Source organism: Bradyrhizobium sp. WYCCWR 13022, from assembly GCF_030435535.1.
In the GTDB taxonomy this organism is placed as follows: domain Bacteria; phylum Pseudomonadota; class Alphaproteobacteria; order Rhizobiales; family Xanthobacteraceae; genus Bradyrhizobium.
The window spans coordinates 17,209-39,013 of the sequence record NZ_JAUIZJ010000038.1; the positions used below are offsets into that span (position 1 = coordinate 17,209).

Sequence of the window (21,805 nt, forward strand, 5' to 3'; positions counted from 1 at the left end):
CACGGCGCTGTGCGTATAATTTATCGATCAGTCTGACGGTTCCCTGAATGCCCGGCTTTGTTCGTTCCTGCAGTCTTGCAACCCTTTTCGCAGTGCTCTGCTTCGGTGGAGTGCGTGTTCACGCGCAGGTCGCACCCCTGCAATATTGGATTCCGGGCGGGGGATTTGGTTATGGCGGCGGCACTGAGAGCTATGGCAACTCTCCGAGCTTCAATACCCGCGATGCCAACGGCGGCTATGAGTTTCACCCCGGCTTCTTTGTCGGAAGCCGGAGCGGCAATCTCGCCCTGAATGGCTTCACCCAGACCGGACCCACGACCAATTTCAGTGCGCTGTCCTACGACAGCACGCAGTTCGGCTACAACATGAAGACCGCGGGCGGATCGCCGGTGACCTTCTTTGCCGGCATCGACACGCTGAAATATGGCAACGGCATTGGCAGCTCGGTCGCACCGCTGACTTCCGCCGCCGGGCCCGGCTATGGCGCATTTGGGGGCGTCGAATTCAAGCCGACGTCGAACCTCAGCCTGTCGTTCGGGGCCGGGTTCACCCAGCGCGACTCGGGCCGCATGGACAGCGATATCAGGTCGAACATGCTGCCCGGCGAGTCGCCGGCGCTCGGCCAGCTCCGGCGCTAAGATTTCACCGCGTAAATCGCGCGACCAATTCCACGTGCGGCGTGTGGCGGAACTGGTCGACCGGGACGACGGGTTCGATCTTGTAACCACCATCGATCAACAGCCGCGCGTCGCGGGCAAACGTCGCGGCGTTGCAGGACACCGCGATCACCACGGGCACCTTGCTCGCCGCGAGTTTCAACGCCTGAGCCTGCGCGCCCTGGCGCGGCGGATCGAACACGACGGCATCGAAATCGCGCAGCTCCGGCGGCACCAGGGGACGGCGGAACAGGTCACGCGGCTCGCACCTGATCGGCTTCAAGCCCGGCGTGCGCGCAGCCTTCGCGAGCGCGGCGATGGCACCGGCGTCGTTGTCGTAGGCGGTGACGCGTGCCTTTTCTGCAAGACGCAATGCGAAGGGGCCGACACCGCAAAAGAGGTCGAGAACCTCCTTCGCCTTGCCAATGCGCTCTGCAACGAGAGCGGCCAGCGCCTCTTCGCCCGCCACGGTCGCCTGCAGGAACGAGCCCGGCGGCAGCGTCACCTCGGCGCGGCCCATCCTCACCGTCGGCGGCAGGCGTTGCAGCACCAGCTCGCCGTGCCGCGTCAGTCGCGCCAGACGGTGCTGTTCGGCAACGCGCGACAGCGCCGTGACCAGCGGCGTCGGCAGCGGGCCGGAGCCGCGCACGTCGACATCGAGGCCGTTGGCGGTCGCGGTGACCTGGATGTCGAGCGGTTTCGTCACCGGCATCCTCGACGTCAGCGGCTCGGCGAGTGCCCAGGCTGCATCGAGCGCGCCTTCCAGCGCCGGATCGAGGATTGGACAGCGATGGATCGGAATCACGTCGTGCGCGCTCGCGGCCGAGAAGCCGACCTTGAGCACCTCATGCGTGCCGAATCGCCCGTGCAGCGTAACTCGTCTTCGGCCGGCGCCATGAGCGTCGAGCAGCGGCGCGACCGCGCAATCGATGCCGGCCTGCGCCAGCGTCTCGACCACGATGTTGCGCTTCCAGGCCTGGTATGGCTCGGTCGCCCAATGCTGGATCGCGCAGCCGCCGCAGATGCCGAAATGCGGACAGAATGGCTCGATGCGTTCGGGGCTCGCGATGTCCACCGCCAGCAGCTTGCGACGATCAGGGTGATGGCCAACGACATGGTCGACCTCGACGGTCTCGCCGCCGAGCGTGCAGGGCACATAGATCGCATCGCCCGTCGTGAGCGCGACGCCGTCGCCGCGATGGCCGACATGGTCGATCGTGAGGCGTTCAACCACGGCGCGCGCCCAGGAAGAATTCGATGTTGCCGTCCCCGCCGGCAATGGAGGAAGGGAATATCTCGATATCGGTGCAGCCGAGCGAGGCGGCAAAGGCCGCGATGTCGTCGCAGATCTCCTGGTGCACGGCGGCATCGCGGATGATGCCCTTCTTGTTGTGTTTCCGATCAGCCTCGAACTGCGGCTTGATCAGCGCCAGCAGGCTCACGGGCGCGGCGGCGAGCGACAGCGCGACGGGGAGCACCGTCTTGAGCGAGATGAAGCTGACGTCGATGACGACGATTTCGGGCCGCGCGGGCAGCCGCTTGCCCTCGTAGCTGCGGATGTCCGTCTCCTCCATCGACATGATTTTCGGATGACCGCGCAGCGAGGCGTGCAACTGGCTGGTGCCGACGTCCACGGCGAACACCAGGCTCGCGCCGTTCGCCAGCAGCACCTCGGTGAAGCCCCCGGTGGAGGCGCCGACGTCGAGGCAGACGTGGTCCTCGATCTCGATCGGGTAACGCTCCAGGGCGCCCGCCAGCTTGACACCGCCGCGCGAGACGTAGGGATGCGCCGGCTCGGCCTGGATCACCGCGTCCTCGGCGATCGTCTCCGATGGCTTTGCGACCTGCTTGCTGTCAGCCGTGACAAGCCCGGCCTCGATCGCCGCGCGCGCCCGCGCCCGGCTCTCGAACAGGCCGCGCTCGACCAGCAGAACATCCGCGCGCTTGCGGGCAGGGGACATCGGATCTCCGAACGACGACTGAAGGGCTTATGGTGCAATCAATCGCGCGGCTGCCATTCGGACGCAAGTCTCGAACGCAGCGAGATCGTGCCAGACGTCGACCGGCATCGTGGTCGGCGTCACCAGCGGGCAGCCGTGCAGCTCCAGCGCGTGGATCATCATGAGGTTATCGGCGAGACCGAAATCCTCGACCGTCAGCCCCTGCGCATCGACCAGCCGATCGCCCTCCGACGTCACGTCCATGAAGCGGCCGAGGCGGTCGGCATAGGTTGCAGGGTCGTTCGAATAGGCCAGGCAGAACTTGCGACGGCCGGCCATGTAGCCGAGCTCGTAGACGGTACCGGGATCGGCGCCGGCGCCGCGGAACGGGGTGAGATTGGCGATGATGGCGCTGGCCGCGTCCATCATGGCCTCGTTGCCACAGAAGATTTGCCGCGCGGCGTCTGGCGCGGTGAGGTCGACAATGTTGTCGAGGGGATAGAGGCCGGTGAGCCCGTGCGCGGCGCAGATCGCCGCCTTGCGGCGGCCGATCTCGACCGCATCCGGCAGGAACACGTCGGGACCTGCCAGATAGATTTTCATTAGTGACCCGCCGAACGCCAAGCACGGTGCAACACCTCTCCCGATGGGAGAGGTGGGGTGAGTTTGCCGCGACGGATCAGGCGAGCTTGACGGTCTCGGTCTTGATGTCCTTGCCGAGGGCTTCGAACACCTTGGCGACGATGCCCTTGGCGTCGAGACCGGCGCGGGCGTACATCGCGGCCGGCGTGTCGTGATCCTGGAATACGTCGGGCAGCACCATCGTGCGGAACTTGACCATGCCGGTGTCGAGCACGCCCTGATCGCTCAGGAACTGCGACACATGCGAGCCGAAGCCGCCGATCGAGCCTTCCTCGACCGTGATCAGCACGTCGTGGTCGCGGGCAAGCTTCAGCACCAGCTCGGTGTCGAGCGGCTTCATGAAGCGCGCATCCGCAATCGAGGTCGAGAGGCCATGAGCGGCGAGCTCGTCGGCGGCCTTCTCGCATTCGGCCAGACGTGTGCCGAACGAAAGCAGGGCGATCTTGTTGCCCTGGCGGATCATGCGGCCCTTGCCGATCTCGAGCGGAACGCCGACGTCGGGCATCTCGATGCCGCGGCCTTCGCCGCGCGGATAGCGCAGCGAGCTCGGACGGTCGTCGATGGCGACCTGGGTCGCCACCATGTGCACGAGTTCGGCTTCATCCGCCGCCGCCATGATCACCATGTTGGGCAGGCAGCCGAGATAGGCGTTGTCGAACGAGCCGGCATGGGTCGCGCCGTCGGCACCGACGAGGCCGGCGCGGTCGATGGCGAAGCGCACGGGCAGGTTCTGGATTGCGACGTCGTGCACGATCTGGTCATAGCCGCGCTGCAGGAAGGTCGAATAGATCGCGCAGAACGGCTTGTAACCTTCGGTCGCAAGACCGGCGGCAAACGTCACCGCGTGCTGCTCGGCGATGCCGACGTCGAAAGTGCGGTCCGGGAAGGCCTTGTTGAAGATGTCGACGCCGGTGCCGGACGGCATCGCCGCGGTGATGGCGACGATCTTGTCGTCCTTCTGCGCTTCCTTGACGAGGCTCTGGCCGAACACGTTCTGGTAGGCAGGCGCATTCGGCTTGGCTTTCGCCTGGGTGCCGGTGGCGACGTCGAACTTGACGACGGCGTGGTACTTGTCGGCGGACGCTTCCGCCGGGCCGTAGCCCTTGCCCTTCTGCGTCACGACGTGGACCAGGATCGGGCCGGTCTCCATGTCGCGCACGTTCTTCAGCACTGGCAGGAGATGGTCGAGGTTGTGGCCGTCGATCGGGCCGACGTAATAGAAGCCGAGCTCCTCGAACAGCGTGCCGCCGTCCATCATGAAGCCGCGGGAATATTCCTCGACGCGATTGGCGCGGTTGGCGAGGATCTTCGGCAGGCGCTTGTTGATCTGCTTGGCCGCCTCGCGCAGCGTGCGATAGGTCTTGCCCGAGTACAGGCGCGACAGGTACGCGCTCATGGCGCCGACCGGCGGGGCGATCGACATGTCGTTATCGTTGAGGATGACGATCAGGCGCGAGTTCATTGCGCCGGCATTGTTCATGGCTTCATAGGCCATGCCCGCCGACATCGCACCGTCACCGATCACGGCGATAACGTTGTTCTTGCCGCCGGCGAGGTCGCGGGCGACGGCCATGCCGAGGCCGGCGGAGATCGAGGTCGAGGAATGGGCTGCGCCGAACGGATCGTAATCGCTCTCGCTGCGCTTGGTGAAGCCGGACAGGCCGCCGCCGGTGCGCAGCGTGCGGATGCGGTCGCGGCGTCCGGTGAGGATCTTGTGCGGATAGGCCTGATGGCCGACGTCCCAGATCAGCCGGTCGCGCGGCGTGTCGAAGACATAGTGAATCGCGGTGGTGAGCTCGACCACGCCGAGGCCCGCGCCGAAGTGACCGCCGGTGACCGAGACGGCATCGATGGTCTCCTGACGCAGCTCGTCGGCGACCTGGCGAACCTGCTCGACCTTGAGCTTGCGCAGGTCTTCCGGCGTCCGGATGGTGTCGAGAAGCGGCGTTTTACTGTATGCGTTCACAGCGATTTCCAATTTGTCAGCGCCGGAAGGTCGTTCCGGTGCGCGATGGGTTTGCACAATTTCGGCGCAGCGCGAGTCCTCAAACCGTCGGAGCCACCTGCATGGGGCAGGGCCCCTTGTTCAAGCTTAGGTGAGCCAAAGTGCGCTCCGGTTCAGTCTCCGTGACCCCTATCACGTGGATCGGCTTCGTCCGTCCAGGTCAATTTCATTAGCGATTTGAGGCGCTTGACGTCGAAAATCGGTCCCCACGTCAAGGCTAACAAAAAGCCACACTCCGCGCAGCTTTACACCAAAGCTTAGGCCAAAGCCAACCCGCCCGACCGATTACGGGTATGCAGGTGCAACCGGCGGGCCAATTTGGTTAATCGCGGCGCCGGCGTGGTGGTTCCAATCGTGCCCGGTTCCTTGGCAGAATTTTGGACCGAAGAACAGCCTTTTTGGCCCGATTCACAGGGTGATGGCGCCAGAGGGAAATTTTTTTAATCCCGCCGTCGCGATGGTCCGGCCGGGATCAGAAAAAAGGACGTGCGATCCTGAAAAAATGCGGGTGGCCGATGCCGTGAACGGGCAGCTCCGACCGGAGCCCTACTGCACGTCGAGCGGGGCGGTGCCGGCGGCCTGGCCATTGGCATCGGTGGTGATCTTGTCGACGCGGGCCTCGGCCTGGCGCAAAAGCTCCTCGCAGCGCCGCTTCAGGGCTTCGCCGCGCTCGTAGATCGTGACGGATTCCTCGAGCGGGACCTTGCCGTCCTCAAGCCGCTTCACGATCGTTTCGAGTTCCTCGATCGCGCGCTCGAAGGTGAGCCTGGAGACGTCGACTTGGGTATTTTCGGCCATATCCGTTTCCGATTGCCCGATTCGCTTCTGTTGCAAAACAGCAGAGTTTTGCGGGCGTAATGTGGCGGGTATCTCAAGCGCCCATCAGGGCGCCGACATGCGCCGTAACAGATTCTTTCAGTCCTTGCAGGTCGTAGCCGCCTTCGAGCACGGAAACAACGCGTCCGCCTGCGGACTTGTCGGCGAGGTCCATCAGCTTGCGCGTCACCCAGGCATAGTCCTCCGCGCGCAGATTCAGCGAGGCCAGCGGATCGCGGAAATGCGCATCGAACCCTGCGGAGATGATGAGAAGCTCGGGGCTGAATTCGGCCAGGCGCGGCAGGATCAGGTTTTCAAACGCGCTGCGGAATTCGGGTCCGCCGTCTTCGGAGGCGAGCGGCGCGTTGACGATGGTGTCGTGGTCGCCGCGCTCGCCCTTGGCACCGGTGCCCGGAAATAGCGGCATCTGATGCGTCGAGCAATACATCACGGTCGGGTCGGACCAGAAGATGTCCTGGGTGCCGTTGCCGTGATGCACGTCGAAATCGACGATGGCAGCGCGCTTGATGCCGTATTTGCGCTGCGCGTGGCGCGCGGCGATCGCGACATTGTCGAAGAAGCAGAAGCCCATCGGCTTGCCGATCTCGGCGTGATGGCCGGGCGGGCGCACCGCGACGAAGGCGTTGCGATGCTCGCCGTTCATCACGGCTTCGGTCGCGGCCACCGCGCCGCCGACGCCGCGCATCACCGCTTCCCACGTGCCGGGGGACATCGAGGTGTCGCCGTCGAGATAGACCTGGCCGCTGGTCGGCGCGATGTGGCGCAGTTCGGTGACGTAGTGCTCGTTGTGGCACAGCGTGACGAGATCGAGATCGCCCTCCGGTGCGAGGTCGCGCGCCAGGAACTGGAAGCGTTCAACCGACAGCGCTTCCTCGACCGCACGCAGGCGGTCCGGGCGCTCGGGGTGACCCGGCGGCGTGACGTGGTCGAGGCAGGCCTTGTGGGAGAGAAGAAGCGTGCTCATCAGGTCGGCCTCACTGGGAACGAACTCTCGACGTCGCTTGGCGCATCCGGCGCCAAAACGCAATGCAAAACCCAATCTAGGCGTTCCCCCGCGATTGGCAAAGGGTCGTCCGTTTCGGCCCGTTTGATCCGGATCAATCGACGCGCAGGATGCGGGTCGGCGGCAGCGGGCCGATTGGGCCGTGCGCCCTGAAGAAGGCAAACAGCGCATCGGCGTCGTAACCGCCATATTGCGGCGAGGTGCCCTGCTTGGCGACGGTAAAGCCGTCGCCGCCGACGGCGAGGTAATCGTTGACGGTGACGCGGTAGCCGGTGGCCGGCTCGAGCGGCCTGCCGTTGAGCGCCATCTTGTCAGCCAACACGCGCTCGCCGAACGGCCGGGATGCATCCCAGCTATAGCTGAACCCGTTCGACACCTGGAGGATCCGCGGCCGCTTCGGGTCGAGCCATTGCTGTTCCAGCATGTCCTTGAGCTGGCTGCCGGTCAGCGTCATCGTGACGAGGCGATTGCGAAACGGCTGGCTCGCGAATATCTCGCCATACGACACCGCGCCGTTCTCCTTGGGGATGATGTCGGTGCGGATGCCGCCGGGATTGGTGAGTGCGATGACGGCGCTGCCATCCCCGGCATTCTGCGTGGCGGCAAGCTGCGCATCGGCGATGACGTCGCCGAGCGCGCTTTCGCCGGCGTCGTTCGGAACGCGCGACAGCGTCTGCGTCACCGATCCGGCCGGGCGATTGGCGATCGGGGCGGAGAGCTTGTCATAGGCGTCGATCAGCGCGGTCTGGTCGGGATCCTTGGCGAGCGAGGCGTCGGCGACGATGACATTCTCGGCCTTGGCGCTGACGATGTCGCGGGTGGCAGGATCGAGCTTGAGGTCGATCGCGGTGACCAGCGTGCCGTATTTGTCGCCGCTGGTGACGAGCCGTCCGTCGATGTCGCAGACATAGGCCCGATGGGTGTGGCCGCTGACGACGACGTCGACGGCGCGGTCGAACTTCTTCACGATGTCGACGATCGGTCCCGTGATGCCTGGACATTCATTGTAGTCGCCGGAGGGCTCGCCGCCCTGGTGGATCAGCACCACCATCGCTTCGACGCCCTTCGCCTTCAACTGGGGCACCAGCGCATTCACCGTCTCGGCCTCGTCGCGGAATTCAAGCCCCGCGATGCCCTTGGGCGAAACGATGCCTGCCGTCTCCTTCAAGGTGAGACCGATGAAGGCGACGGGGATGCCCTCGAACTCGCGGATCTCGTAAGGCGGCAGCACGCTCTTGCCGGTTGCGGTGTCGACGGTCGAAGCCGCGAGATAATGGAATTTCGCGCCGGTGAAGGGATGCGGTCCCTGGCAGCCGTCCTCCGGATGACAGCCGCCATTCTGCATCCGGAGCAGTTCGGTCTTGCCCTCGTCGAATTCGTGGTTGCCGACCGAAGTGATCGCAAGCCCCATCATCGAGAGCGACTCGATCGAGGGCTCGTCGTGAAACATCGCCGACAAAAACGGGCTCGCCCCGATCAGGTCGCCCGCGGCGACGAAGATCGTATTCTTGTGCCCCGCGCTCAATTGCTTCACCAGCGTTGCCATGTATTCGGCGCCGCCGGCCGCCACCGTCACTTTCTTGCTCTTGTCCTCGGGGTCGTTGATGCGGATGCCGCCCGGCGGCGGACGGAGATTGCCGTGGAAGTCGTTGATCGCGAGAATGCGCAAATCCACGGGCGCCGCGGTCTGGGCCGCGGCGGGCAGGGCAACGAGCGCGAGTGAAAGCGCGGCAAGGATGGATTGGTATCGCATGGAACCAGATTAGTCGTTCCGCGCGAAGATTTCACGAAGGTTGTCGCTCCTACCGCTTCTTCCTGTTCGCAAACGCATTGAACGCCGCGATGGCCTCCTCGGATTTCAGTCGCTCGCCGAACAGATGGCCCTCCTGGTCGATGCGGCGGGTGAGTTCTTCCGGCGACGCGCGCAGCAATTTGCGTGAGATCGCGACCGCCTCGGCCGGCAGCCGGCAGATCTCGCGCGCCACCTTGCGGGCTTCGACCTCGGTATGTCCCGGCGACACCACGGCGTTGACGAAACCGGCGGCATGGGCTTCGGCGGCGGTGAAGCTGCGGCCCATCACCAGCATGGCGAAGGCGCGCTGATAGCCCATGGTGCCCGGCATCAAGAGGCTGGCGGCGCCGACCGGCACGAGGCCGAGATTGATATAAGGCGCCGAGAAGGTCGCGGCGTTGGAGGCGAGCACGTAGTCGCAGTGAAACAGCATCACGGTGCCCATGCCGATCGAGGCGCCGTCGACGGCGGCGATGATCGGCTTGGCGTTGAGCGCCAGCGAATACAGGAACCGGGCGCCGTCCGACAGCGTCTCGGGACGCGAGGCGTCGGCCTTCATGAAATCGTCGATGTCGTCGCCGGCGGTGAACACGCCGGAGCCGCCGGTGATGATCATGCAGCGGATGTCGGGATTGTTCTGTGCCGTATCGATCGCGCGGCTCATCTCGCGATACATGTCCTGTGTGATCGCGTTCTTCTTGCCGGGGCGGCGCAGGGTGATCACGCGCGTGGAGCGTTCCTCCGTGACGATGATGTTGCCGTTCGGCATGAGCACTCCCTGCGGCCGCCGCGGCGCCTGCCGTCGGCGAGTCTCGGCATAGCCCAGCCTACATGATCCGACAGTCGTGCCAATCCTGCGGCTCAACCATTTCGGCAGTAATGCACGTAGGTCGTGGCCTGACACCCGTCCGATAGGCGTACTCACCGGGGGAACTGTGACACGAACGCCTCGTCGCATCTCTTGCGGCGTCTTGCGCGTTGCAACAATCGGCTACAATGTTTCAATTGAAAAACCGGGGGTTGTGCGGCACGATCAGTAGTCTTCTTTCATTGGGCCCTTGCTCGATCGATGATTGCCGCAACGCGCGTTGACGAATCCTCGCTGCATTATCGCGGCTGGCGCGTCGTGCTTGCCTGTTTCCTGATGGCGTTCTTCATGTTCGGCTTTGGTCTGTACGGCCAGGGCGTCTATCTCGCCGAGCTCCAGCGTGCCCATGGCTGGCCCGGCACGATGGTATCGGCGGCCAGCACCTTCTCGTTCCTGCTGACCTCAGTCCTCGTCATTTTCACCGACGATCTGCTGGCCCGCATCGGACTGAGGGCACTGATCCTGTGCGGGCTGACAGCGCTTGGCGCTTCGACGGCGCTGCTGGGACTGATGCAGGCGCCCTGGCAGCTCTACCTCGCCTATGCGCTGATGTCGGTCGGCTGGACCGGCATGGGCTCGGTGGTGATCGCGACCGTGCTGAACTCCTGGTTCGAGCGGAGGCGCGGGCTCGCGCTGAGCCTCGCCTTCAACGGCGCCACCTGCGGCGGCATTATTCTCGTTCCGGTTCTGCTGGCGCTGAGCAGCAGCATCGGTTTCCGCTCGGCCATGCTGGCGGCCACGATCGTCATGGGGGTGCTGGTGCTGCCGGTGGTTCTCGTCTTCACCGGCTGGCGGGTCGATGCCACGTCGAATTCACCAGCCCCGGGGGGCAAGGCCGCGCGCCATTCGCGCAAGAAGCTGCTCGCCAGCGCGTCCTTCTGGACCATGGTGCTGCCGATCGCAATCGCGCTGCTAGCGCAGATGGGCTTCATCATCCACCAGGTGACGTTTCTCGAGCCGCTGATCGGGCGCGCCAGCGCGGGTCTCGCCGTGACGATCATGGCGGCGATGGCGGTGGTCGGCCGTCTGACGCTCGGCCTGTTCGTCGACCGGCTCGATCCGCGGCTCGCCTGCGCGGCGTCGATGACGAGCCAGGCGGCAGCGCTGCTCGTTCTCCTGCAAAGCCAGAGCCCGACCGTGCTGCTGATCTGCTGCGCCGTCTACGGCTTCTCCATCGGCAACATGATCACGTTTCCGCCCCTGATCATCCAGCGCGAGATCGGCAGCACGGCGTTCGCCGCCGCGATGGGGCTGGGGACGTCGATCAGCGGCATCGTCAGCGCCTTCGGCCCCGGCATCGTCGGCCTCGTGCGCAGCGTGAGCGGCGACTACACGATGGCATTCGCGATGTGCGTGGTGCTGGATGTGGTTGCGGCCGGCATCGTGCTGTGGCGACCGGGGAGGCGCAGAGGGGTGCTGCGTAGCCCCGATGAAGCGCAGCGCAATCCGGGATAGGTGCTTCCTTCGTCGACGGTCCCGGATTACGCTTGCGCTCCATCCAAGCTGCGAATTCACCTTACCCCAGCAGCACCGCATCCGCCGCCGCGACCGACTCCGCGCTCTCCGTCACGGTGCGCTCGAGGCTGCCAGCCTGCACGGTGATGTTCTCGGCGAAGAAGCGCGCGAGCGAGACGTAACGCGGCGCGTCGGTGTTGCCCTCGGCCTTGGCCGCGAGCGCCTCGGAGGCCAGCATGCAGCCGCCGAGCGTCGCGCCGAACTGCTGCAGGTACGGCGTCGCACCGGCGAGGGCGTCGTTCGGCGCCGACGTGACGCGCTCCAGCAGCCACTTGCTGGTGCGGGTCAGCGCCTCCAGCGCCTCGCGCAGCTTCACGCCCGTCGTGCCGAAGGCGGGATCGTTGGAGGCCTCGACCTGTTTCACGGTGGCCGCGAGCTCGTCGAGCAGCGCCCACACCGATGCACCGCCATTGGCCGCAAGCTTGCGCGTGACGAGGTCGATTGCCTGGATGCCGTTGGTGCCCTCGTAGATCGCGGTGATGCGCGCATCGCGATAATGCTGCGCAGCGCCGGTCTCCTCGATGAAGCCCATGCCTCCGTGTATCTGCACGCCGAGATAGGCGACCTCGTTGCCGATGTCGGTGGAATAGCCCTTTGCCATCGGCGTCAGCAGCGCCGCGCGCGCTGCGGCATCGGCGCGCACCTTCGGGTCTTTCGCGCGGGTCGAGACGTCGATCGCAACCGCGGTCGCGTAACAGATGGTGCGCGCGGCCGCCGTCTGCGCCCGCATCCGCATCAGCATGCGCTTGACGTCGGGGTGTACGAAGATCGCATCCGAGCCGTCGCCTTTCCTGCCGACCGCCCGGCCTTGCTTGCGCTCCTGCGCGTAACTGAGCGCCTGCTGATAGGCGCGATCGGCGACGCCGACACCCTCGAGGCCGACGCCGAGGCGGGCCTGGTTCATCATCGTGAACATGCAGCGCATGCCCTGGTTCTCTTCGCCGATCAAAAAGCCGATCGCGCCGCCATGATCGCCCATGGTCATGGTGCAGGTCGGTGAAGCATGCATGCCGAGCTTGTGCTCGACGCCCGAGGCAAAGATGTCGTTGCGCGCGCCGAGCGAGCCGTCGGCGTTGACCATGAATTTGGGAACGAGGAAGAGCGAGATCCCCTTGGTGCCGGCGGGCGCGTCGGGCAGGCGTGCCAGCACGAAATGCACGATGTTGTCGGTCATGTCGTGCTCGCCATAGGTGATGAAGATCTTCGTCCCCTTGATGCGATAGGTGCCGTCGGCCTGCTTCTCGGCACGGGTGCGCAGTGCGCCGACGTCGGAGCCGGCCTGCGACTCGGTCAGTTGCATCGTGCCGGTCCATTCGCCGGAGACGAGCTTCTCGAGATAGATCTTTTTCAGCGTGTCGCTGCCATGCGCATCGAGCGCCTCGATCGCCGAGGCCGTCAGCAGCGGGCAGAGACCGAAGGCGACGTTGGAGGCGCTCCAGATCTCGGTGCAGGCGGCGTTGATCGCGATCGGCAAGCCCTGGCCGCCGAAATCCTCCGGGCCCGAGACCGCGTTCCAGCCGCCCTCGGTCCAGCGCTTGTAGGCATCCGGCCAGCCCGGCGCGGTCGTGACCTTGCCGTCGTCAAGCTTGATGCCGTGCTCGTCGCCGATCTTGTTGAGCGGCGCCAGCACGTCGGTTGCGAACTTGCCGGCCTCTTCCAGCACGGCCGCGACGATATCGCCGTCGAAATCGCCGTAATGGCCGGCGTCCACGGCCGCCTTCAGGCCGGCGCCGTGGTTGAGCGACAGCAGCATGTCGGAAATCGGCGCGCGGTAGGTCATGGCTCACTCCCCGTGGACAGGTTTGGCCGTCGTATTCCCATGAATTGGCTGGGGCCTCAATGGGCGCGATACGGGACCGCATCGGGCCTTTGCCCCGCGTATAATAAGGTGTGGCGCGACTGCCGTCCGCATGGTGGTATTTTGCCGCTCCAGGCGGTTGAAATGCCGCGCCGCACCCTATAGACCGGCTGCGACCGAAGGGAATCTGCGGGTGCCAGGTCGTCCGTCGTTCTCTTTGTCGCCTGATGGGGCGTAGCCAAGCGGTAAGGCAGCGGATTTTGATTCCGCCATTCGGAGGTTCGATCCCTCCCGCCCCAGCCAGGACTCCCGCATATTCAGAAACCGCCGCGCTCCCCTTGGTTGCATCCGGACGAGTGCGATGATCTGTGTGACTGGCCTCACAGCCTCCACGCCCCCCAGAGCCCTATATCTGCGGTCACTGATCGAGAGGGGCGGTCCCTCCTAAGACAAACAGGAGAAGGCAGTGACCAAGCCTGGCACATCCGAGAACGAACGATCTGCAATTCTGCCCGACGACCCGCGATGATCCCGAACTCGGCCGGGCCGCCCGCCGCGAGACGATCCGTGCGAAGAGGCCATCCGATCGGATGATCTCTTTCGATCCACCTTCCGATCGACTCACTCAAAGTCGAGAGCGAATGGAACTCAAGATTCCAGTCGTCGCATCGACGACTTGCAGCGCCTGCTGGGCCTTGGCCAAGGCGAGAGGCGACCTTGCGCACTGATCGGGCAACTGCGCGATCTTCTTGCGCTGGCTGGTCAGGATATTCGTCGACTGCTCGACGGCAAACTTCACCACGTCGCGGGTCGGGTCATTCTCGCTGACGTTGGTCAGTTCCTTCTCGATCGTGATCAGATATTCGAAACTGGACAGCTCTTGAGAAATCTCGACGAGATTCTGGATCGTGGACTTGACGCAATCTGCGTCGGCGGCGGAGATGTCGGGTCTCTTCGAGGTCTGTACGAGATCGCCCATCAGCCCCGCGAACATCGGTCTGAGATCTTCGACCCTCTTCAGATCGGCCTGGCTCAGCACGCCGGCGAAGCACGCATTCGTCGCGACCAGCAATCCGAGGACCGGCCATGCCAGGCGAGCGGCCAAGGCGCGGGCCGCTGCAACCGGCGTGATGCGATCCGCTTGCCAATTCATCTGATGTGTCCGATGCTCCCGGCCTCGACAGGTTCAATTCGATTTCGTTGCGAGCTTAGCTCCGCTCACAATTTCGCTCAATCCCATTCTCGGCGTCGTCCGCGCGGACGATCACACCGAAATGTCTTGCGACGGAGTACAGTGTGACTGAGGGCACTGACAAAATCTTCCGCGCCAGCGCGCTGCAGCGTGCGGCCTCGCCGGAGGAGCTCGATCATCTCGTGGCGATCACCAAGCCCGCGGACTGGATCCTGGCGGCGATCGTGACGATCGCGCTGGTTGCCGCGCTGGTCTGGGGCGTTTACGGCCGGATCCCGTCGCGCGTGTCGGGGCAGGGGATTCTGGTCGGCAGTGGTCGCGTCGTCGACGCGGTCTCCGCCGCCGAAGGACGGCTCGCCTCGCTCAGTGTCTCCGTCGGCGACCATGTCGAGCGCGGGCAGGTGATCGCCCAGATCTCGCAGACCGAGATCGAGCAGAAATACAGCAACGCCGTCGAAACCTACAAGGAGCGCCAGCGCGAGCATGACGACATGGCGGCGAAAGTCGCAGCGGAGCTTTCCGTCAAGGCCTCCAACTTCGACAAGCTCGAAGCGGCTTTCAACAAGGTCATCGAGGCGACCGGCCAGCGCGTGCAGTCCCTCGATGTCGACGTGAAGAATCTCGAGCAGCTGATGGCGAAGGGCCTGACGACGCGGAAGACGCTCGAGGACCGCCGTCTCGAACTGACCGAGGCGCAGCAGCGCCGGACGGATTCGCAAAACGAGATCCTCAAGCTTCACGCGCAGAAGACCGATCTCGAAACCCAGCGCGAGCGCGAATTGCAGCAGGCCGAGTTCGCCGCGAACAACGCGCGCCGCGAGATGCAGGCGCTGGCCGGGACGCTGGGACGCAATTCGCAGGTCCTCAGTCCCATTGCCGGACGCGTGCTGGAAATCAAGACATCCTCGGGTTCGGTTCTCGCCGTGGGCACGCCGGTCGTTCTCATCGAGGACGAGGGCGCGCGGCTGGAAGCCGTGATCTACATTCCCGCCGAGCAAGGCAAGAGCGTCAAGCCGGGCTACCAGGTGCGCGTTGCGCCCAGCACCGTGAAGCGCGAGGAATTCGGCACCATGATCGGTGTGGTCTCGAGCATCTCGGAATTTCCGGTGACGCCGCAGGGCATGACCGCCGTTCTGCACAACGATCAGCTCGTCAAGGTGTTCTCCCATGACGGCGCGCCTTATGCGGTGTCGGTGTCGCTGGACAAGGATTCATCGACCGCGAGCGGATATCGCTGGGCCGTGGGCAAGGGACCGCAAGTCCATCTCACCAGCGGCACGCTCGCGCAGGCAGAGATCACCACGCGAAGCCGGCGCCCGATCGATCTCGTCGTTCCCCTGTTGCGGAAGTGGACGGGGATCGATGGATAGTCCCGCTTCATCCACCGGACATGTCAGGCGCACGCCGACCATTCTGCAAATGGAAGCGGCCGAGTGCGGCGCCGCCTGCCTTGCCATGGTGCTGGCGCATTACGGGGCGTGGGTGCCGCTCGAACGGCTTCGCGTCGAATGCGGCGTCTCGCGCGACGGCAGCAAGGCGAGCAACGTGGTCCGGGCGGCAAAGCGCTTCGGACTGTCGGCGAAGGGATTTCGGCTGGACCTTGCGGCGCTCGGTTCGGCGCCGACGCCGTGCATCATCCACTGGAACTTCAACCATTTCGTCGTCCTTGAAGGGATCAAGGGCAAGTCCGCCTCCATCAACGATCCCGCGTTTGGACGGCGGCAGGTCGGCATCGACGAGCTCGATCGGAGCTTTACCGGCGTCGTCCTCACCATGGAGCCGGGGCCCGGATTCGCGCCGAGCGGCGCCAAGCCGGCCGGACTGCGGCTGCTGCTGCGGGAGTTGCGCGGATCGAAAGCCGCGGTCGGCCTGCTGATCCTGCTCAGCTTCGTCATGGTCGTTCCCGGTCTCGTGGCCGCGAGCTTCTCCAAGATATTCATCGACGACATCCTGATTCAGCACCTGAACGGATGGCTGCGCCCGCTGCTGCTCGGCATGGCGGCGACCGCGCTGATCCGCACCATCCTGACGCTGTTGCAGCAATCCCTGCTGCTGCGTCTGCAGACAAAACTCTCGGTGGTGATGATCAGCCGCTTTCTCTGGCGGGTGATGGCCTTGCCGATCGAGTTCTTCACCCAGCGCCACGCCGGCGACATCGCGGCGCGGGTCGGGGCCAATGACCAGATTGCGCGCCTGCTGGCGGGCGGCATTGCGGCCAACGCGCTCAGCCTCACCTCGGTGGCATTCTTCGCCTTCGCGATGATCGTCTACGATCCCCGGCTGGCCGCGGTGTGTATCGCTTTGTCGCTGCTCAACGTCCTCACCTTGCGGCTGTCGATGCGGCGTCGGGAGGATCTCAGCCGCGGGCTCTCGCTCGAGCGCGGCAAGCTCCTCGGCGCCGTCGTCAGCATCGTCAGGTCGATCGAGACGATCAAGGCGAGCGGGCTCGAGGACGAGGCCTTCGGCCAGTGGTCGGGCGTCCAGGCCAAGGTGTTGAACGCCGAGCGCGAACTGGCCTCGTCGTCGATCGTGCTCGATATGATCCCGACCCTGATCGCCGGCATGACCATGACTGCGATCCTGATCCTCGGCGGCCTCAGGGTGATCGAAGGCTCGCTCACGCTCGGCAGCCTCGTTGCCTTCCAGTCGCTGATGGCGAGCTTCTCCGAGCCGGTGGCAACGCTGGTCAATCAGGCCGGCAGCTTTCAGCTGATCAAGGGCGCGCTCGACCGCCTCGAGGACGTCTACAACTATCCGCTCGGCGATCCCCCGCGCGCATCGGACAAGACCTTCCCTGCGAGGCTGGACGGACGCATCGAATTTCGGGACGTGCAGTTCGGCTATTCTCTGCTCGAGCCGCCGCTGATTTCCGATCTGTCGATCACCGTGGCTCCGGGATCGCGCGTCGCGCTGGTTGGCGCTTCCGGCAGTGGAAAATCCACGCTCGGCCGCCTCGTCTGCGGGCTCTACAAGCCCTGGGCAGGAGAGATCCTGATCGACGGAACGCTGCTCCAGGATATCCCGCCCGACATTCGTGCCAACTCGATCGCCTATGTCGACCAGGACATTTTTCTGTTCGAGGGAACGGTCCGCGACAATCTCACGCTCTGGGACCGGACCACTCCGGACATCGACCTCACCCGCGCGCTCAAGGACGGCGAGATCCAGGACGATATCGCCATCCGCGCCGGCAATTACGATTCCTATGTCAGCGAGGGCGGCACCAATTTCAGCGGCGGCCAGCGCCAGCGCATCGAGATCGCCCGCGCACTGGTCGGCCGTCCGTCCATCGTCGTGCTCGACGAGGCGACCGCGGCGCTCGACCCCGTCACCGAGAAGGCCATCGACGACAATCTCCGGCGTTGTGGCTGCACCTGCATCATCATCGCGCATCGCCTGAGCACGATCAGGGATTGCGACGAGATCGTCGTGTTGCGGCAGGGCAAGGTCGCCGAGCGCGGCACGCACGAGACCCTTCTTGCCACGAACGGCGAGTATGCCCGCCTGGTGTCGCAGGAATGACCGGCCGGATCGACCATATCATGTCCGGTGCGGACCTCGTCGCGGCGCTGGAATCGCCTGGCGAAATCGCGCTCGACGGTCGTCGGCCCATCCTGCTCGATCACCGCGGTCATCTGCTCGAAATCGTCGCGGGTCACGCCGACATCTTCGCCATCGATGTCAATGGGGGAAAATCCGGCAGCCGGTATCATCTGTTCCGCGTCGAGCGCGGCGACGTCATTCCCGATCTTCCGGCCTTCCCGGCCTCGTCTCCAGACGGCCTGCGCTTCATCGCGGTCGGCGCGCAGGACACGCTTGTCGCCGTCGTGCCCAGGACCGGTCCGGCGTCGGAACGGGTGCTGCGCTGGATCGACCGACTTGCACGCTTCGTCGCGGGACCGGCGCCGCAGTGGCAAGTGGCTGAATTGCCCGAGGGCGAGGTGACGCTGGCCGCGGGCGAGCCGCGTCGCGGACCGATGCGTGGCTTGCTCTGGCTCACGGTGCAGCACGGTGCGCTCCGTCTGATCGGGCGAGGCACGGCTTACACGGCCGGAAGTCCTCCGCTGCCGCTGACATCGGGTCTGTGGATCGAGACGGGTGCAGACGGATGCACCGCGAGCGTTGCCGGCCACGCCCCCGCGGGCGACCTGATCTGGCCGGCGGTCGATCAGTTCCACCAGAACTTCGTCGAATGCATCCGGGGCATTCTGGCCCGCGAGGCGCAAAACGAGAGCGCGCGGCTGGCAAGCCGGACCGGGCTTGCCGCGACGCAGGCGGTGGAGGCCTTCGACCGCCTGTCCGGCATCATCGTGCGGCGCTTCGATCATGATGCGGTCGATGCCTCCTGGTCCGACCGCCTGGTCGGCGCCTGCCAGATCGTCGGCAACGCGATGCGCGCGCCGATCTCGGTCTCCGGTCGCGGCGATGGCAGCGCGCAGGATTTTTCCGGCCTCGCCCAGATCGCGCAGGCGGCACGCCTGAGGCTGCGCGAAGTCCTGCTCCGGCACGGTTGGTGGCGACTGGATGCAGGCCCGATGGTCGGCTGGTACGGCGAGGCGCGCGTCCCGGTCGCGCTCGTCTACGAGCCGGGCCGCGGATACATCGTGGTCGACCCGCTGACCAAGGCGCGGCGGCCGGTCGATCGGGCCATCGCGGCGCAGATCGCCCCGGAAGCGGCCACGTTCTATCCGCCGCTGCCGTCGCGCGCCCTGAAATTCAAGGACCTGCTGCAATTCTCCCTGCGCCACATCCGCGGCAGCGGACCGCGCATCGCGGTGTCGGTCGTGATGATCGGGCTGCTGTCGCTGGTGACGCCGTTCATCACCAATCTGCTGATCAGCTCGATCATCCCGCGGTCGGAGCTGGACCAACTCGCCTTCTGCGCGCTCGCGCTGATTCTGGCGGGGCTCTCGGTGGCCGGCGTCCAGGTCATGCAGGGTTTTGTCATGCTGCGGATGGAAGCCACGATCGACTGGCGTCTCCAGGCGGCGATGATCGACCGCCTGCTGCGGCTGCCGACCGCCATCTTCCGCGAGTACACCGCGGGCGAACTGGTCGACCGCGCCATGGGCATCGATGCCGCGCGACGAGCGCTGACGGGGCACGCCTTGCGCGGCATGATCGCCGGCCTGTTCTGTCTGTTCAGCCTCGGCCTGATGCTCTACTACAGCCTCAAGCTGGCGCTGCTGGCGATCGCGCTGACATTCGTCCGGGCCGCGGCCATCATCGGCACCAATCTGGTGCGGCTGCATTTCGAGAGCAGGCATTTCAACCAGCAGGGCAAGGTCAGCGGCTTCGTCCTCCAGCTCCTCACCGGCGTCGGCAAGCTGCGCGTCTCTGCGGCGACGTCGCGCGCCCTCGCAATCTGGTCGAAGCAGTTCGCGACACAGAAGCAGTACTTCGTGTCGTCGCAGGTGGCGGGCAACGGCCTCGGCGCGTTCGAGACCGCGTTTCCGACCATCGCAACGCTGATCATCTATGCCTATGCGTCCTATTCGAGCAGTGGCCTGCTCACCGACATCGGCACGTTCTTCGCGTTCTTTTCCGCCTTCGGCCAGTCGATGGGATCGGTCGGCTCCTGGGCGGCCGGCGTCAGCGAGGCGCTGATTGCCATCCCGCCGCTGCTTCGGCTGCGGCCGCTGATTGCGAGCCCGACGGAAGTTCCCGACGACCGGAAGTCGCCGGGCGAACTGTCCGGATCGGTCGAGCTCGCGCGCGTGTCGTTCCGTTATCTCGCCAACGGCCCCCTTGTGCTCGACAACGTCACCTTGAAGATCACGCCGGGCGAATATGTCGCGGTGGTGGGCCCGTCAGGCAGCGGGAAATCGTCCTTGTTCCGGCTGCTGCTCGGCTTCGAGCGGGCGGAATCCGGCGCGGTGTTCTACGACGGCAAGTCGATCGAGACGCTGGATGCGAGCGCGCTGCGGCGCCAGCTCGGCGTGGTCCTTCAAAACGCCAAGCTCGCCAACGGAAACCTCTACGACAATATCTGCGGCGGCGTCCGGCTGCCGCTCGACCAGGCCTGGGAGGCCGCGCGTCTCGCCGGCATCGCAGACGACATCAAGGCGATGCCGATGGGCATGCTCACCCAGGTGTCCGAGGGCGTCAGCACGCTGTCCGGCGGCCAGCGTCAGCGCATCATGATCGCGCGGGCGATCGCGCGGCGGCCGCGCATCCTGCTGTTCGACGAAGCCACGAGCTCGCTGGACAACCAGTCCCAGGCCATCGTCAGCGACGCTCTGGAGAATCTCAACGTCACCCGCGTCGTGATCGCGCACCGGCTCAGCACCGTGCAGCGGGCGGACCGGATCATCGTGCTGGTCGACGGCAAGATCGTCGAGGCCGGAACGTTCGCCGAGCTGAATGCCGCATCCGGCATGTTCGCCTCGTTCGCGCGGCGCCAGATGCTCTGAGCGGCGCGCCGGTCTGGTCATCCCAAAACGAAGCTTCCGGACGTGTCCGGGAGTTTCGTGGTGGAGCAGCTAACCCGGCCGCCGAGAGGCCGCCGTTGGCGGGCAGCTTCATCGGATTGCCGCCGCCAATCTTGTCGCCGGGCTCCTATCCCTCGTATTGATCCGGGCCCATCGCCCACGACGCCTGATCGTGGCCGTAGGCGTAGTTGCGATTGTTGACGACGGGATTGCGATTGACCATCGGCCGCATGAACATCGGATGCGTCGCGCTGCGCACCTCGTGCTCCACGGTGAAGAGAGGCTTGCCGCTGTCGAGATCGACGATGTCGCAGAAGCGGTACTGGTACTGATTGTCTTCGCGCGAGATCAGGTTGCGCGCCAGCAGCTTGCGGTAGGGGCCGGAGAAGTCGGTGATGTACATCTGCACATGGTGGCCGTCGTAGCCGGGCTGCGGCCGGTCGGTCTCGCGGAATAGCAGATGCTGCTCGCGACCGGTCTTCACCGCCGCAACCTTGCCGTCGCCGTTGCGGAGGCTCGCGGGCATGCCCATGATGTCAGGATAGAAGGCGCAGATCGCCTCTGCCGAACCGGCCGGCACGTCGAACTCGACATAGGGAATGCCGAGCGTGATGCGCCCGAAGCGCGCGGCATCCGGCTCATGGATGCGGATGCGGTTGCCCCACGGGCAGGTCGCTTCGACGTAATCATTGTGCTCGGCGTATTTGAACGCCGTATCTTCGAGCTTGCCTTTGACCGAAGCCAGCCGTGCCAGCAGCGCCTCGCGTCCTTCGATGACGAGCCCGGTATGGCCGCGCAGCACCTGTGCCTTGCCGCTTGGAAGATGAAACTGGCTCCGTCCGGCATTGATCCACATGTTGGTATCGGACACCATCAGATAGGGATCGCGGGTCAGCCCGAGGCCGGTGACGTAGAACAGCGTGGCGAGGCGCTGGTCCGGAACCGTGATGTTGACGTGCTCGAAATGGATGGCGTTGCCGAGATCTTCTGCGGACCTGTCGAATTGTTGCGGCATGGCTGTGCGCTTCTCGCTGGAGGGACTGACTGCTGGCGCCATACTAAAGCGGGATGGGTTTAATCTGAATCGATTTGGGATTCCCAAATCAGCTTGTTTCTGATTCACCAT

Annotated in this window: 16 protein-coding genes and 1 tRNA gene; 6 read left to right on the forward strand and 11 right to left on the reverse strand. The window is 65.1% G+C overall.

Going from position 1 to position 21,805, the window contains the following annotated elements; genetic code table 11:
• Positions 1-47 precede the first annotated feature (47 nt).
• Entirely contained in the window at positions 48-638 is a 591-nt protein-coding gene (locus tag QY049_RS35165) for a hypothetical protein (protein WP_258762713.1), read from the forward strand.
• Between the two features lie 4 nt (positions 639-642).
• Here QY049_RS35165 and QY049_RS35170 read toward each other — a convergent pair whose 3' ends face one another.
• The 8 genes from QY049_RS35170 to QY049_RS35205 form a co-directional block, all read right to left on the reverse strand.
• Complete coding sequence (locus QY049_RS35170; RefSeq protein WP_258762712.1) at positions 643-1,890, reverse strand: class I SAM-dependent RNA methyltransferase; 1,248 nt, start codon at positions 1,888-1,890, stop codon at positions 643-645.
• Entirely contained in the window at positions 1,883-2,617 is a 735-nt protein-coding gene (locus QY049_RS35175) for a TlyA family RNA methyltransferase (RefSeq protein WP_258762711.1), read from the reverse strand. Before QY049_RS35175 ends, QY049_RS35170 begins: the two co-directional genes overlap by 8 nt.
• 27 nt (positions 2,618-2,644) lie before the next feature.
• Positions 2,645-3,199 carry a nucleoside 2-deoxyribosyltransferase gene (locus tag QY049_RS35180; RefSeq protein WP_258762710.1) on the reverse strand — a complete coding sequence of 185 codons (555 nt, stop codon included), beginning with the start codon at positions 3,197-3,199 and terminating at the stop codon, positions 2,645-2,647.
• Positions 3,200-3,275: 76 nt separating this feature from the next.
• On the reverse strand, positions 3,276-5,204 hold the full coding sequence (gene dxs, locus QY049_RS35185; RefSeq protein WP_258762709.1) for a 1-deoxy-D-xylulose-5-phosphate synthase: 1,929 nt from the start codon (positions 5,202-5,204) through the stop codon (positions 3,276-3,278).
• A 585-nt stretch (positions 5,205-5,789) separates the two neighbouring features.
• A complete protein-coding gene (locus tag QY049_RS35190) occupies positions 5,790-6,041 on the reverse strand; it encodes an exodeoxyribonuclease VII small subunit (protein ID WP_194477154.1) in 252 nt (83 codons plus the stop codon).
• Between the two features lie 73 nt (positions 6,042-6,114).
• Positions 6,115-7,044, reverse strand: coding sequence for a histone deacetylase family protein (locus QY049_RS35195; RefSeq protein WP_258762707.1), 930 nt, complete (start codon positions 7,042-7,044; stop codon positions 6,115-6,117).
• 133 nt (positions 7,045-7,177) lie between these two features.
• Positions 7,178-8,836 carry a bifunctional UDP-sugar hydrolase/5'-nucleotidase gene (locus tag QY049_RS35200; RefSeq protein WP_258762706.1) on the reverse strand — a complete coding sequence of 553 codons (1,659 nt, stop codon included), beginning with the start codon at positions 8,834-8,836 and terminating at the stop codon, positions 7,178-7,180.
• A gap of 49 nt (positions 8,837-8,885) precedes the next feature.
• On the reverse strand, positions 8,886-9,644 hold the full coding sequence (locus QY049_RS35205; RefSeq protein WP_258762705.1) for an enoyl-CoA hydratase-related protein: 759 nt from the start codon (positions 9,642-9,644) through the stop codon (positions 8,886-8,888).
• 300 nt (positions 9,645-9,944) lie between these two features.
• Between QY049_RS35205 and QY049_RS35210 the strand changes: the two genes are divergently transcribed.
• Positions 9,945-11,198: an MFS transporter gene (locus QY049_RS35210; protein ID WP_258762704.1), complete on the forward strand. Its 1,254-nt coding sequence runs from the start codon at positions 9,945-9,947 to the stop codon at positions 11,196-11,198.
• Positions 11,199-11,259: 61 nt separating this feature from the next.
• Here the strand turns inward: QY049_RS35210 and QY049_RS35215 are convergent, their stop codons facing one another.
• Entirely contained in the window at positions 11,260-13,038 is a 1,779-nt protein-coding gene (locus tag QY049_RS35215) for an acyl-CoA dehydrogenase (protein ID WP_194477149.1), read from the reverse strand.
• A 246-nt stretch (positions 13,039-13,284) separates the two neighbouring features.
• Here QY049_RS35215 and QY049_RS35220 point away from each other — a divergent pair.
• Positions 13,285-13,359: transfer RNA gene (locus QY049_RS35220), tRNA-Gln, on the forward strand.
• 322 nt (positions 13,360-13,681) lie between these two features.
• On the opposite strand, the gene QY049_RS35225 is transcribed toward QY049_RS35220, so the two are convergent.
• Positions 13,682-14,209: a hypothetical protein gene (locus QY049_RS35225; RefSeq protein WP_194477148.1), complete on the reverse strand. Its 528-nt coding sequence runs from the start codon at positions 14,207-14,209 to the stop codon at positions 13,682-13,684.
• 143 nt (positions 14,210-14,352) lie between these two features.
• On the opposite strand from QY049_RS35225, the gene QY049_RS35230 reads away from it, so the two are divergent.
• Genes QY049_RS35230 through QY049_RS35240 form a run of 3 tightly spaced genes read left to right on the forward strand, consistent with a single transcriptional unit; the run spans position 14,353 to position 20,661 of the window.
• Positions 14,353-15,618 (forward strand): NHLP bacteriocin system secretion protein, encoded by a 1,266-nt coding sequence (locus QY049_RS35230; RefSeq protein WP_194477147.1) that lies wholly within the window; start codon positions 14,353-14,355, stop codon positions 15,616-15,618.
• A complete protein-coding gene (locus QY049_RS35235; RefSeq protein WP_258762703.1) occupies positions 15,611-17,770 on the forward strand; it encodes an NHLP family bacteriocin export ABC transporter peptidase/permease/ATPase subunit in 2,160 nt (719 codons plus the stop codon). The genes QY049_RS35230 and QY049_RS35235 overlap by 8 nt, the downstream gene beginning before the upstream one ends.
• Complete coding sequence (locus QY049_RS35240) at positions 17,767-20,661, forward strand: NHLP bacteriocin export ABC transporter permease/ATPase subunit (protein ID WP_258762702.1); 2,895 nt, start codon at positions 17,767-17,769, stop codon at positions 20,659-20,661. Before QY049_RS35235 ends, QY049_RS35240 begins: the two co-directional genes overlap by 4 nt.
• Positions 20,662-20,806: 145 nt before the next feature.
• Here the strand turns inward: QY049_RS35240 and QY049_RS35245 are convergent, their stop codons facing one another.
• Positions 20,807-21,694 carry a VOC family protein gene (locus tag QY049_RS35245; protein WP_258762701.1) on the reverse strand — a complete coding sequence of 296 codons (888 nt, stop codon included), beginning with the start codon at positions 21,692-21,694 and terminating at the stop codon, positions 20,807-20,809.
• Between the last annotated feature and the right edge of the window lie 111 nt (positions 21,695-21,805).